We start from the raw sequence: 12324 nt of genomic DNA, 5'->3' as shown, positions 1-12324 counted from the left end.
CGTCAGACCGGGAATTTTAACCGGTCGACATGGCCTCCAAAGTCATGAAATGCTAATTTTGTTGGGGAAAATGATAATTATAGGGAGCCGCCCCCTGCAAAAGCCATGCCGCTAACAACTTGATACAGCGCTTCGAACCCTTTCCGAGCATGAAATTTCTTGCCAAATCAACCCGCCGTCGCAGAATGTAAATTGCGCCACGCTGCATTGATTGGATGATTTTTCCCGCGTTATCGATACACGCAAAATCCGCCGCCCCATGACCCTCCCCCCCATCGCCATCGGCGACATCCAAGGCTGTCATTCCGCTTTCCGGTCGCTGCTCGACAAGCTTTCGCCGCCAGCCGACACGCCGCTGTGGATCGCCGGCGACGTCGTCAACCGCGGACCCGGATCGCTTGCCACACTACGTGCGGTCGTGGACCTCGGCCCACGCGCGACCGTCGTGCTCGGCAATCATGACCTTCACCTGCTCGCGGTCTCCGCCGGGCTGCGCACCGAGCGCCCGGGCGACACGATCGGCGAGATCCTCGACGCGCCGGATGCCGACGCGCTGCTCGACTGGGTGCGCCACCGCCCGTTCGTCCATGCGGAGGACGGAATGCTGCTCGTGCATGCGGGCGTACTGCCGCAATGGGACACTACGCTCGCGCTCGAACTCGCGGACGAACTGCAGCGTGCGCTGCACGCGCCCGACTGGCGCGACACGCTGCAAGGCCTGTACGGCAACGAGCCGAATCAATGGAGTCCGAACCTGAAGAAGCGGGACCGGATGCGCGTCGCCTTCAACGCGTTCACGCGCGTACGCTTCTGCACGCCCGACGGCGCCATGGAATTCAAGGCGAACGGCGGCCCGGACAGCGCGCCGCCCGGCTACCTGCCGTGGTTCGACGTACCAGGGCGCCGCACGGAGGACGTGACGGTCGTGTTCGGGCACTGGGCCGCGCTTGGCCTGACGCTGCGCGACAACGTCGTCGCGCTCGATTCGGGATGCGTATGGGGGAACCAGTTGTCGGCCGTCAGGCTGACGGCCGACCCCGCGCAGCGTACGGTCACGCAGGTGCAGTGCGAAGCGTGCCGCTCACCGGGCGGCGAGTAGCGACACGCCGATTCGCGCAAACGGGGTGCGCGTCAACCCTCGCGCCCCGGCACCGGCTCATCGGCCGCCGCATCGGCTGCCGCCCCGCCACCGAGCTCGGTCGCCGGATACGCATGCTTCTGCAACTCCGCGAGCGCCTCGGCCGACGGCTTGCCGACCGTCTCCTGCAACGTCGCCAGCGCGGCCGCGATCGCATCGCGCGCCGCCGCGGACGTCGCCCGCCGGTCACCACCCGGCGCGATCGGATCGCACACGTACAGATGCGCGACGAGCGGCCCGCCACGCAGCACCATGTCGAGCGACTTGCCGAGCGACAGGTCGCCCGTGTAGGCCGGCGCGACCGACTGACGCCCTTGCGCATCCTCGTACATCAGACAGATCGGCTGCACCGCGCAGCCGGCCGATACCGCGGCCTGGAACAGGTTCGCATGGAACGGCAGCAGCGCCTGGCCGTCGGACGTCGTCCCTTCCGGAAACACGCACATCACACCGCCGTTGCGCAACCGTTCCGCCATCTCGTGCATCACCCGCATTGCCTCGGTGCGCTTCTCGCGCTGCAGAAACACGGTGTCGAGCTTCTCGGCCAACCAACCGACCACCGGCCACTGCCGCACCTCGGCCTTCGACACGAACGGCGTCGGCCGCCACGCGTTGACGGTGTAGATGTCGAGCCACGACACATGGTTGCCGACGACGAGCGCACCCGCGTCGAGGCGCGCCGCGTCGTTGTGGACGACGACGCGCATCCCGCAGATCCGCAGCATCTTGACCGACCAGCGACGTATCAGCTCGGCGCGACGCGCGGGCGTGACATGCGAAAAACGCAGCGCGACGATTGCCATGCCGCGCAACAGGTGAAAAACGAGACGCAGCTTGCGAAGGGCGGTCATGGCGAGGATCCGGCGTGGTTCAGTGGCGCTCGAATGCGACCTGCCCGGACACGAGCGTCGCGCGCACGGTGGCCGGCAGTTCGTAGCCGAGGAACGGCGAGTTGTGGCCCTGGCTCTTCAGCGCGCGCGGCTCGACGCGCCAGTGCGCGCGCGGATCGAACACGCACAGATCGGCCGCGCCGCCTTCGGCGAGGCGGCCGGCCGGCAGCTGCAGCACGTCGGCCGGCGCCGACGTGATGCGGCGCAGCGCCTGCGCAAGCGGCGTACGCGTCTCGTCCGCCCACTTCAGCGTCAGCGACAGCAGCAGCTCGAGGCCCGTCGCGCCGGGCGTCGCTTCGCCGAACGGCAGCAGCTTCTCGTCGTCGTCGACCGGCGTGTGGTCGGAGCAGATCGCATCGATCGTGCCGTCGGCGAGCGCCACACGGATCGCCTCGCGGTCGCGCTCGCCGCGCAGCGGCGGATCGAGCCGGAACTGCGAGTCGAAATAGCCGATGTCGACGTCGATCAGGTGCAGATGGTTCACGCCGACGTCGCAGGTCACGGGCAGCCCTTCCGCCTTCGCCGCGCGCACGAGCGCGAGGCCGGCCGCGGACGACAGCCGCGCGAGGTGCACACGCGCGCCCGTCACGCGCATCAGCTCGAAGATCGTGTGCAGCGCGATCGTCTCGGCCGCGACCGGCACGCCGGACAAGCCGAGCCGCGACGCGAGTGCGCCGCTCGCGGCCACGCCGCCGCGGCCGATGAACGCGTCGAGCGGACGCAGCCACGTCGTGTAGCCGTAGGTGCTCGCGTACTGCAGCGCGCGCAGCAGCACCTGCGTGTCGCGCACCGGCACGTTCGCATGCGTGAAGCCGACGCAGCCGGACTCGGTCAGCGCGACCATCTCGGTGATCACTTCGCCCTTGAGGCCGACGGTCAGCGCGCCCAGCGGGTGCACGTTCGCCTGGTGCAGGTTGCGCGCGCGGAACTTGAGCATCTCGACGAGGCCCGGCTCGTCGAGCACGGGGTCGGTATCCGGCGGGCACACGAGCGTCGTGACGCCGCCCGCGACGGCCGCGGCCATCTCGGACGCGAGCGTCGCCTTGTGTTCGTAGCCGGGCTCGCGCAGCCGCGCGCACAGGTCGACGAGGCCGGGCGCGACGATCAGGCCCGAGGCGTCGATGGTCTTCGCGGCGTTGAAATCGGCCGGCGCCTTGCCGTCCTCGGCGATCGCGACGATCTTGCCGGCCGCGACGAATACATCGGCCTGCCGCTCGGTGCCGGCGACCGGATCGATCAGCGTGCCGCCTTTGATATGAATCTTCATGCGCTGTCAGTGAATGCGTTGATTGCGTGAATAAGGAGGCGCGAAAGCGGGCTCAGTCGCTGTTGCCGGCAACGATGCCCATCACCGCCATCCGCACGGCGATGCCGAACGTGACCTGGTTGAGGATCACCGACTGCGGGCCGTCGGCGACCTGCGAATCAATCTCGACGCCGCGGTTCATCGGGCCCGGGTGCATCACGATCGCGTCGGGCGCGGCGAGCGCGAGGCGCTCGGGCGTCAGGCCCCACGTCTTGAAGTACTCCTGCGCGGACGGCAGCAGCGCGCCGCTCATCCGTTCGTTCTGCAGGCGCAGCATGATGATCACGTCGACGCCCTTCAGCCCTTCGTCGAGGTTGTGGAACACCTTCACGCCCATCTGCTCGAGCCCGCCCGGCAGCAGCGTGCGCGGCCCGATCGCGCGCACTTCCGGCACGCCGAGCGTGGTGAGCGCATGGATGTCGGAGCGCGCGACGCGCGAATGCAGGATGTCGCCGACGATCGCCACGCGCAGCTTCGTGAAGTCGCGCTTGTAGTGACGGATCGTGTACATGTCGAGCAGGCCCTGCGTCGGGTGCGCGTGGCGGCCGTCGCCGGCATTGATCACGTGCACGTGCGGCGCGCAGTGCTCGGCAATCAGGTACGGTGCGCCGCTCGACGCATGGCGCACGACGAACAGATCGGCATGCATCGCCGACAGGTTGTTGATCGTGTCGAGCAGCGATTCGCCCTTGCTCGTCGACGACGCGTTGATGTTCAGGTTCAGCACGTCGGCCGACAGGCGCGTCGCGGCGATCTCGAAGGTCGTGCGCGTGCGCGTCGAGTTCTCGAAGAACAGGTTGAAGACGGACTTGCCGCGCAGGAGCGGCACCTTCTTCACTTCCCGGTCCGTCACGCTGACGAACTGCTCGGCCGTATCGAGGATATGGTTGACGATCGAGCGCGGCAGGCCCTCGATCGACAGCAGGTGCTTCAGCTCGCCGTTTTTCGTGAGCTGCGGGTTGCCCTTCAGGAACCCGTAGCGGAACCGGTCGGGGCTCGCGGCCGCGGCGGGATTGCCGGTGCGGCCAGTGGTGTCGGTGGTCATGGTGTGCGTGATTCCAACTATGCAAACGGGCCGCGGTGCAAACCAGCGGCCCGGGATACGGTTCGCGTGTCGTTCAGGCACCGTGCGGGTCGACGCGCAGCGTGAACCGCGCGTCGTCGCGCGCGAGCACGAGCGTCGCGCCGGCCGGCACGTCGAGCGTGCCGCCCGCGAAGCGTGCGGCGACCGGCAGTTCGCGGCCGCCGCGATCGGCCAGCACCGCGAGCTCGACCGCGGCCGGACGGCCGTAGTCGAACAGCTCGTTGAGCGCCGCGCGCACGGTGCGCCCGGTGTACAGCACGTCGTCGACGAGCACGATGCGCGCGCCGTCGATCTCGAACGGCAGCGATGTCGGGCTGGCCTGGCTGTGGAGCCCCTTCTTCGCGTAGTCGTCGCGATGCAGCGCGACGTTCACGACGCCGAAGGCCGGCGCGCCGAGATCGCGTGCAAGACGCTCGGCCAGCCATGCGCCGCCGCTGTGAATGCCGGCGAGCCGCGGGCCGCCCGGTTCGGCGAACGCCGTGCCGTACGCGGCGCGGATCTGGTCGAGCAGGACGCGGTAAAGCGCCTCGGCATCAATGGTGCTCATGATCGGACAATTGATCGAGATACTGTTGAAGAATGACGCGGGCGGCCTCGGCATCGAGCATCTCCGCGCGGGCGCGGCCGCGCACGTTGCGCTCGCGCAGCCCGGCCTCGGCCTCGACCGACGAATAACGCTCGTCGACCCACGTGACGGGCAGCCCGAAGCGGCCGTTCAGCTGGTTGCCGAAGCGCTTCGCCTGCTGCGTCATGTCGTGCGGCGTGCCGTCCGGATGCATCGGCAGGCCGACGACGAGCGCGTCCGGCCGCCATTCGGCCAGCAGGTCGCCGACCGCCTTGAAACGGTGTTCGCGATTCAGGTTCTGGATCACGACGAGTGCACGGGCCGAGCGCGTCAGCGCGTTGCCGACCGCGACGCCGATCCGTTTTTCGCCGTAGTCGAACGCCAGGAGCGTCGCATCGCGCGCGCTCGCGCCGCTCATGCGTGCCCTGCTTCGCCGGACAACATCGACGAGCTGACGCCGAGCAGGCCGAGGGCGGCTTCGAAGCGCTCTTCGGCCGGCGTGTCGAACACGATGCGCGGATCGGCGGCCACGGTCAGCCACCCGTTGCGGGAAATTTCTTCCTCGAGCTGCCCCGCGCCCCAGCCGGCATGGCCGAGCGTCAGCAGGAAGCGTTTCGGGCCGGTGCCCGTCGCGACCGCCTCGAGCACGTCCTTCGACGTCGTCATCTCCAGCCCGCCGTCGACGGACATCGACGAGTTGTAGTTCGCGCCCTCGACCGGCTCGTGCAGCACGAAGCCGCGCTCGGTCTGGACCGGGCCGCCGAAGTACACGGGAATGTGCAGCAGCGGCTCGATGTCGAGCTTCAGGTCGATACGGTTGAACAGCGATTCGAGATCGATGTCGGTAGGACGATTGATGACGAGGCCGAGCGCACCGCGCTCGCTGTGATCGCAAAGATAGACCACCGTTCCCGAGAACGTCGGATCGGCCATGTTGGGCATGGCGATCAGGAACTGGTTGGTGAGATTGATGCGATCGGAAGGCTTTGACATGGTTTGAATTTTAGCAAAGACGCCGCGACCTGACCGGGCCGCGATCAACAAGCAACGCCGCGCCACGCTGGCAACGACGCGCGCGGATCACACGGCACTCTAACACGCGCGCGGGTGCTGTCGGCAGCGTGTTGCAGGCCCGCGCGACAAGGGGCGCCGCCATCTGCCCGTCCCCTCGTTCGTCAGGTCCGGCCGAGCGCCGTGCCGAGCGCGCCGGATGCCGCGGTGAGGTCCGGCGGCGCGACGCCGGCCGCGATCTTCAGCAGCGCCGCGCGCAGCATGTCGGACGCGTGGCCGTGCGCGTCGAGGCCGCCGTCCGCGAGCGGCATGCCGTGGGCGGCACGGCGCCATGCGAGGCCGAGCGTATCGGCCAGCAGTGCCGCGTGGCCGAGCCCGAGCGCGCACGCGGCCGTCCCGACCCGGTAGGCGGCGCCGGACGCGTGCCAGGCGGCGCCTGCGTCGGCTCGGGCCGGATCGGCGGCGAGGTCGGCCATCGACGCATCGGCGGTCTGCAGGAAATCCTCGTACGCATGCGCGTTGACGGTCACGACGCCGAGCGCGCGGGTCGGCGCGACGGCGACCGCATCGTGCTCGGCCCGCGCGGCATCGGCTTCCCACAACGCCTCGGACGCCGGCGTGCCGGCGACGTGCCAGTCGACCGTCAGCCCGTAGTCGTGCAGCACCTCGACGAGCGCGACGTCCTCGGCCGCGGCGCCGAACAGCGCGAAATCGCGCCACAGCAGCGCCACCGTCTCTCGCACGATCTCGGGCGGCGCGCTGCGCCGGCCCCGCACCTGTTCGGCGAGCAGCAGGTTGGTCCGCGCGAGAAAGCGTTTCAGCTCGGGCGCGCCGCTTGCGCGCAGCGCGCGCAGGCACGCGTTCGCGAGCCGCCAGAAATCGTATGGCCCGTCGTCGGCGAGCGCGACCTGCATCGCATCGAGTTCGTCCAGCGCCGCGTCGGGCGCGCCGCGCTCTGCGCGCAGCAGCCCGAGCAGCGCCTGCTCGTAGCGGGCGCGGAACCGGGCCGCTAACGCGTCGGGCAGCGCGCGCAACGTGGCCGGCGGCACCGCGCGGCCGACCAGCGCGAGCGCGTCGGGCGGCGCGCTGGCACGCAGGTCGGCGGCGCTTTGCGCGCGCAGTGCACGGAAATGGTCGAGGAGAACGGGCGAGCACGCGAGCTCGCGCAGGTTGTGACGCCCGACGGCCGCGCGGAAGTCGCGCAGCGCGCCACGCCAGCCGGCCGACGTCGGCTCGGCGGCGACCAGCGGCGCGGCGGCCGCCAGTTGCCCGGCGAACCGCGCGGCCGGCAGCCAGCCGGCTTCCGCCAGCACCGCCGCGGCGGCGGACAGCGGCGCAGCCGCATCGTCGTGCCGCCCGAATGCGTCGGCGGCCGCCGCAAGCCATGCGTCGGCCGCGCGCACGGCCCCGCCGCGCGGGTTGGGCAGTGCGTCAGGGTGGGGAACGTTCGCCGGATCGGACGTCATGGACACGCGCGCCTGTCATCGTCAAGTCGCTCGCCCGAACCGCGGCGCGCGAGCGCCGGGCCGATGCGAGGCCGGAGCGGAGTGTCCGTGGGCCAGCGGTCCGATCAGATCTGGACCATCTCGAAGTCTTCCTTGCGGGCGCCGCATTCGGGGCACGTCCAGTTGATCGGGACGTCTTCCCAGCGCGTGCCCGGGGCAATGCCCTCTTCCGGCAGCCCGGCTTCTTCGTCGTAAATCCAGCCACAAATCAGGCACATCCAGCTCTTGTATTCCATCTTAGCCGCGTCGGGAAAAGTCGGTAAATTCGGGAGCCATGATGGTACCGTGTCGGGGCCGGACTGCCTAGCAATCGCGCTGGAGGACGGCGACTACGTTGCGCTGCGCTAAAAAATCCGTCGTGCGGGCCGGATTCCACCGCATAATGGCTGAAAAGTGCGGCCTGCCGGGCAACACAGGGCCGAAAACGGCCACTCGCCTCGCGGTCCGCATCTCCGTCGCTTTCCGTTTTTCTCTTGCCCCATTTTTACATGTCCAGCAACGCCCCTCCGATCGTCCTCACCTTCGGCCTGTCCGATCCCACCGGCGGCTCCGGCCTCCAAGCCGATCTGATGACCCTGGCGAGCATGGGCTGTCACGGCGTGTCCGTCCTGACGGGCTACACCGTGCGCGACTCCGCCGCCTGCGACGAAGTGACCGGCCTCGACCCCGAAGTCGTCGCCGCCCAGGCGCGCATGCTGCTCGAGGACATGCCGGTCGCCGCGTTCAAGATCGGCGCGGCAACGCGCGCGGAAGTCGTCAGTGCGATCGCCGAGGTCGTCGCCGACTACGACGGCGTGCCGCTCGTGCTCGCGCCGGATTTCACGCTCGACGACGAGCACGTGCTCGCGGCCGACGACCTGCGCGAGTCGATCGCCGACCTGCTGGCGCCGCAAACCACGCTGCTGGTCGCCGATCACGCCACGCTGATCGCGCTCGCGCAGCCGGACGGCGACGCCGAGGCGCCGAATCTCGACGCCGCCGTGTCGCACCTGCTGTCGCAGGGCTGCGAGTACATCCTGTCGTCGGAGACGGGCTCGCACCGGCTCGTCAACACGCTGTACGGCGAGGAAGGCCAGCTTCGCGAGGACATGTGGGATCGCTCGCCGCACCGGCTGATGGGCATCACCGATACGCTCGGCGCGGCCATCGCGGCGCTGCTCGCGAACGGCCAGGAACCGCCCGAAGCGGTGCGCGAGGCGCAGGAGTACCTGTACCAGGCCGTGCGCGACGCGTTCCGGCCCGGCATGGGCGCCTACCTGCCCGACCGGTTCTTCTGGGCGCGCAGCAATGAAGAATCGGATACGCCGCCGGCCGTGAAGGCCGATCCGGTATCGCGGACGTCGCACCGGCATTAACGCGAGCACGGCGGGCATGCCCCGCCGTCGCACCTGCCGCGCCGCTGCGGGCGCAACGCCTCCGGCCGCCCCGCACGCACATCAAGATCCTCGCACCAATAAAAAAAGACCCGCATCGCTGCGGGTCTTTTCTTTTGGCTGGAACGCGCATCGCTGCGCGTCCCGGACACCATCGACCGAGGTCGATTACATGTCCATGCCCATGCCGCCCATGCCGCCCGGCATGCCGCCCGGCATCGGTGCGTCTTCCTTCGGCAGTTCTGCGACAGCTGCGTCCGTCGTCAGCAGCAGGCCAGCAACCGACGCTGCGTTCTGCAGTGCGGTGCGCGTGACCTTGGTCGGGTCGACGACGCCGGCTTCAACCATGTCGACGTACTCGCCCGTTGCTGCGTTGTAGCCGTAGTTGCCCGTACCTGCAGCAACGGCCGCCACCACGACGCTGGCTTCTTCGCCGCCGTTCGTGACGATCTGGCGCAGCGGCTCTTCCATCGCGCGCAGCACGATCTTGATGCCGGCGTTCTGGTCGGCGTTCGCGCCGGTCAGGCCTGCGATCGCGGTGCGAGCGCGGATCAGCGCAACGCCGCCACCTGCCACGATGCCTTCTTCCACAGCTGCGCGCGTTGCGTGCAGTGCGTCTTCGACACGTGCCTTCTTTTCCTTCATTTCGACTTCGGTCGCAGCACCGACCTTGATCACTGCAACACCGCCGGCCAGCTTGGCCACGCGCTCTTGCAGCTTTTCACGGTCGTAGTCCGACGTCGCTTCTTCGATTTGCGCGCGCACTTGCTTCACGCGTGCTTCGATGTTCACGGCTTCGCCTGCGCCGTCGATGATCGTCGTGTTTTCCTTGCCCACTTCGATGCGCTTCGCCTGGCCCAGTTCTGCCAGCGTTGCCTTCTCGAGCGTCAGGCCGGTTTCTTCGGCGATCACCTGGCCGCCCGTCAGGATCGCGATGTCTTCCAGCATCGCCTTGCGACGATCGCCGAAGCCAGGCGCCTTGACCGCAACGGTCTTCAGGATGCCGCGGATGTTGTTCACGACCAGCGTTGCGAGCGCTTCGCCTTCGATGTCTTCGGCGATGATCAGCAGCGGACGGCCAGCCTTCGCGACTTGCTCGAGCACCGGCAGCAGATCACGGATGTTCGACACCTTCTTGTCGTGCAGCAGCACGAACGGGTTGTCGAGGACGGCGACTTGCTTTTCCGGGTTGTTGATGAAGTACGGCGACAGGTAGCCGCGGTCGAATTGCATGCCTTCGACGACGTCGAGTTCGTCAGCCAGCGACTTGCCGTCTTCGACGGTGATGACGCCTTCCTTGCCGACCTTGTCCATCGCTTCAGCGATGCGATCGCCGATCGACGTGTCGCTGTTCGCCGAGATCGAGCCGACCTGTGCGATTTCCTTGTTCGTCGTGCACGGCTTGCTGATCTTCTTCAGCTCGTCGACAGCCGCTGCGACTGCCTTGTCGATACCACGCTTCAGGTCCATCGGGTTCATGCCCGATGCGACGTACTTCATGCCTTCGCGAACGATCGATTGCGCGAGGACGGTTGCCGTCGTCGTGCCGTCGCCTGCGTTGTCGCTGGTCTTGGAAGCGACTTCCTTGACCATTTGCGCGCCCATGTTCTGGAGCTTGTCCTTCAGCTCGATTTCCTTCGCGACCGACACACCGTCCTTGGTGACCGTCGGGCCGCCGAAGCTGCGCTCGAGCACCACGTTGCGGCCCTTCGGACCCAGCGTGACCTTGACTGCGTTGGCGAGAATGTTCACGCCTTCGACCATCTTCGAACGGGCGGAATCGCCGAATACGACGTCTTTAGCTGCCATCTTCTAACTCCTTGAATTCTTGGGAATATGTACCGTCGGAGGACGCTTACTTCGCGTTGACCACGGCCATGATGTCTTCTTCGCGCATGACCAGCAGTTCCTGGCCGTCGACCTTCACGGTCTGGCCTGCGTACTTGCCGAACAGGACGCGATCGCCAACCTTCACGTCGAGCGCGATCGGTGCGCCCTTGTCGTCGCGCTTGCCCGGGCCGATGGCCAGGACTTCGCCTTGGTCCGGCTTTTCAGCAGCGGCGTCGGGGATGACGATGCCCGAGGCGGTCTTGGTTTCCTGATCCAGGCGCTTGACGATCACGCGATCGTGCAAAGGACGAAGGTTCATATTCACTCCTCTCTTGACTGAGATTGAAGAACGCTTAGGGAATCTGCCCGGCTTGTCGCCCGGCAGAGAATTGTTAGCACTCTCGTGCAGCGAGTGCTAATTATATGGACGGGTTTTGACAAATTCAAGAAGGGAAACCGGACGAATTTTCAACGCGGCACGGAAGCGGGGAAAATACCCGAAAATCACGAAAAATCCTTTTAAAACAAAACCCTGACCCACGCTACCCGGCTTGGCGGGCGAGCCCGCGCGGCCCGCGAATCGCATCCAGCCCCGTTTGGACACCGGGTAAGCACGGAGTTCCTGCGACCGGCGACATCGCATCGAAAAACCCGCGCAGGCGCCGATTCCGTCAGCCACAACGCGCCCGGTGCCCGTCCCGCCCCCCCTGCCGGCGATCCATCGCCCCGCATCGAAGCATTCATTTTCATTACGCCGATATTTACGTTTTTTCTTTCGAAAAACACCCGTCGGCCCCCATCCGTAAGCCCTCCCATTACATTCAGTAATTTAGATGCGAATCATTCTCGTTTACATTGACATTCCCATTCGACACTCCTACGATGCGCCGCGTTGCGCTCTTCTTCATGCCCTGGCCGATCGGTGCCGAGCGTCGGGACAGCGACCGACAAGCAGGACTCCAAACCAATTAGAACCAGGAATTTGATATGAAGGTTGCGTCGTTCCATGGAGACCGCGTCCGCACCCGGATGCGCCCCGCCGCCTGTGCGGCCGTCCTCGCGTGCGCATCGTTCGCGAGCGGCGCTGCGTTCGCCGCCGCGTCGGTCGACGCGCAGCCCGAAGCGCCCGAGGCCGACCTCGCGATCCAGGCGAAGCCGGCCGGCATGTGGACCGGCATCTGGACGCGCCAGAGCCTGCTCGGCGACATGGGCGGCATCCGCCCGTGGCTCGGCAAGTACGGCGCGACGCTGCAGATCACCGAAACCAGCGAATACCTCGCGAACCTGCGCGGCGGCCTGAACCGCGGCGGCACGTATGACGGGCTGACGACCGCGACGCTGACGGTCGATACGCAAAAGGCGATCGGCCTGCCCGGCGGCACCTTCAACGTCAGCGCGCTGCAGATCCACGGCAGCAACCTGAGCGCGCGCAATCTCGGCACGCTCAACACCGCGAGCGGCATCGAGGCGCAGGACACGACGCGCCTGTGGGAACTCTGGTACCAGCAATCGTTCCTCGACAAGCGCGTCGACGTGAAGATCGGCCAGCAGAGCCTGGACCAGGAGTTCATGGTCAGCACGTATGCGAACACGTTCGTCAATACGATGTTCGGCTGGCCCGC

The 12324-nt window shown here is 67.3% G+C and carries 14 protein-coding genes; 3 read left to right on the top strand and 11 right to left on the bottom strand.

All coding sequences use genetic code 11. The annotated features are described in order from the left end of the window. Positions 1–52: 52 nt before the first annotated feature. Positions 53–304, bottom strand: a complete 252-nt coding sequence (locus AC0KUR_RS24455) for a hypothetical protein (protein WP_167361857.1) — start codon at positions 302–304, stop codon at positions 53–55. Between AC0KUR_RS24455 and AC0KUR_RS24450 the strand changes: the two genes are divergently transcribed. Then, complete coding sequence (locus AC0KUR_RS24450; RefSeq protein ID WP_473376520.1) at positions 260–1099, top strand: symmetrical bis(5'-nucleosyl)-tetraphosphatase; 840 nt, start codon at positions 260–262, stop codon at positions 1097–1099. The two genes, AC0KUR_RS24455 and AC0KUR_RS24450, sit on opposite strands and share 45 nt — an antisense overlap. 32 nt (positions 1100–1131) lie before the next feature. On the opposite strand, the gene AC0KUR_RS24445 is transcribed toward AC0KUR_RS24450, so the two are convergent. The 8 genes from AC0KUR_RS24445 to AC0KUR_RS24410 all read right to left on the bottom strand — a co-directional run bounded on the left by AC0KUR_RS24445 (position 1132) and on the right by AC0KUR_RS24410 (position 7735). Further along, positions 1132–1989: a lysophospholipid acyltransferase family protein gene (locus AC0KUR_RS24445; protein ID WP_034187265.1), complete on the bottom strand. Its 858-nt coding sequence runs from the start codon at positions 1987–1989 to the stop codon at positions 1132–1134. A 19-nt stretch (positions 1990–2008) separates the two neighbouring features. Then, positions 2009–3295: a dihydroorotase gene (locus tag AC0KUR_RS24440; protein WP_034187264.1), complete on the bottom strand. Its 1287-nt coding sequence runs from the start codon at positions 3293–3295 to the stop codon at positions 2009–2011. A gap of 52 nt (positions 3296–3347) precedes the next feature. Then, complete coding sequence (locus AC0KUR_RS24435) at positions 3348–4379, bottom strand: aspartate carbamoyltransferase catalytic subunit (RefSeq protein WP_006476735.1); 1032 nt, start codon at positions 4377–4379, stop codon at positions 3348–3350. Between the two features lie 73 nt (positions 4380–4452). After that, complete coding sequence (gene pyrR / locus AC0KUR_RS24430; protein ID WP_034187263.1) at positions 4453–4965, bottom strand: bifunctional pyr operon transcriptional regulator/uracil phosphoribosyltransferase PyrR; 513 nt, start codon at positions 4963–4965, stop codon at positions 4453–4455. Next, positions 4952–5401: a Holliday junction resolvase RuvX gene (ruvX, locus tag AC0KUR_RS24425; protein WP_011351144.1), complete on the bottom strand. Its 450-nt coding sequence runs from the start codon at positions 5399–5401 to the stop codon at positions 4952–4954. Before ruvX ends, pyrR begins: the two co-directional genes overlap by 14 nt. Further along, on the bottom strand, positions 5398–5976 hold the full coding sequence (locus tag AC0KUR_RS24420) for a YqgE/AlgH family protein (protein ID WP_034187262.1): 579 nt from the start codon (positions 5974–5976) through the stop codon (positions 5398–5400). Before AC0KUR_RS24420 ends, ruvX begins: the two co-directional genes overlap by 4 nt. 182 nt (positions 5977–6158) lie before the next feature. Continuing rightward, on the bottom strand, positions 6159–7460 hold the full coding sequence (locus AC0KUR_RS24415; protein WP_473376519.1) for a hypothetical protein: 1302 nt from the start codon (positions 7458–7460) through the stop codon (positions 6159–6161). Positions 7461–7564: 104 nt separating this feature from the next. Then, on the bottom strand, positions 7565–7735 hold the full coding sequence (locus AC0KUR_RS24410; protein ID WP_004186709.1) for a rubredoxin: 171 nt from the start codon (positions 7733–7735) through the stop codon (positions 7565–7567). Between the two features lie 252 nt (positions 7736–7987). Here AC0KUR_RS24410 and AC0KUR_RS24405 point away from each other — a divergent pair, with 252 nt between their 5' ends. Then, a complete protein-coding gene (locus AC0KUR_RS24405) occupies positions 7988–8854 on the top strand; it encodes a hydroxymethylpyrimidine/phosphomethylpyrimidine kinase (protein ID WP_034187260.1) in 867 nt (288 codons plus the stop codon). 186 nt (positions 8855–9040) lie between these two features. Here AC0KUR_RS24405 and groL read toward each other — a convergent pair whose 3' ends face one another. Beyond that, positions 9041–10681, bottom strand: coding sequence for a chaperonin GroEL (gene groL / locus AC0KUR_RS24400; protein ID WP_021163332.1), 1641 nt, complete (start codon positions 10679–10681; stop codon positions 9041–9043). A gap of 46 nt (positions 10682–10727) precedes the next feature. Next, positions 10728–11021 (bottom strand): co-chaperone GroES, encoded by a 294-nt coding sequence (gene groES, locus AC0KUR_RS24395; protein WP_004186661.1) that lies wholly within the window; start codon positions 11019–11021, stop codon positions 10728–10730. Positions 11022–11689: 668 nt separating this feature from the next. On the opposite strand from groES, the gene AC0KUR_RS24390 reads away from it, so the two are divergent. Then, positions 11690–12324 (top strand): carbohydrate porin (locus AC0KUR_RS24390; protein ID WP_473376518.1); only part of this gene is annotated, 635 nt, incomplete at its 3' end.

It is taken from the genome of Burkholderia sp. YHN3-13, from assembly GCF_055810675.1.
The sequence above is the reverse complement of the archived record's forward strand: the minus strand, read 5'-3'. Positions and strand labels throughout refer to the sequence as shown.

Bases quoted from the DNA above. Each gene is read 5' to 3' on its own strand.
- AC0KUR_RS24415 (WP_473376519.1), bottom strand. From the start codon at position 7,460: ATGACGTCCGATCCGGCGAACGTTCCCCACCCTGACGCACTGCCCAAC.
- AC0KUR_RS24405 (WP_034187260.1), top strand. From the start codon at position 7,988: ATGTCCAGCAACGCCCCTCCGATCGTCCTCACCTTCGGCCTGTCCGAT.
- AC0KUR_RS24450 (WP_473376520.1), top strand. From the start codon at position 260: ATGACCCTCCCCCCCATCGCCATCGGCGACATCCAAGGCTGTCATTCC.
- ruvX (WP_011351144.1), bottom strand. From the start codon at position 5,401: ATGAGCGGCGCGAGCGCGCGCGATGCGACGCTCCTGGCGTTCGACTAC.
- pyrR (WP_034187263.1), bottom strand. From the start codon at position 4,965: ATGAGCACCATTGATGCCGAGGCGCTTTACCGCGTCCTGCTCGACCAG.
- AC0KUR_RS24420 (WP_034187262.1), bottom strand. From the start codon at position 5,976: ATGTCAAAGCCTTCCGATCGCATCAATCTCACCAACCAGTTCCTGATC.
- groES (WP_004186661.1), bottom strand. From the start codon at position 11,021: ATGAACCTTCGTCCTTTGCACGATCGCGTGATCGTCAAGCGCCTGGAT.
- AC0KUR_RS24440 (WP_034187264.1), bottom strand. From the start codon at position 3,295: ATGAAGATTCATATCAAAGGCGGCACGCTGATCGATCCGGTCGCCGGC.
- AC0KUR_RS24445 (WP_034187265.1), bottom strand. From the start codon at position 1,989: ATGACCGCCCTTCGCAAGCTGCGTCTCGTTTTTCACCTGTTGCGCGGC.
- AC0KUR_RS24435 (WP_006476735.1), bottom strand. From the start codon at position 4,379: ATGACCACCGACACCACTGGCCGCACCGGCAATCCCGCCGCGGCCGCG.
- AC0KUR_RS24410 (WP_004186709.1), bottom strand. From the start codon at position 7,735: ATGGAATACAAGAGCTGGATGTGCCTGATTTGTGGCTGGATTTACGAC.
- AC0KUR_RS24455 (WP_167361857.1), bottom strand. From the start codon at position 304: ATGACAGCCTTGGATGTCGCCGATGGCGATGGGGGGGAGGGTCATGGG.
- groL (WP_021163332.1), bottom strand. From the start codon at position 10,681: ATGGCAGCTAAAGACGTCGTATTCGGCGATTCCGCCCGTTCGAAGATG.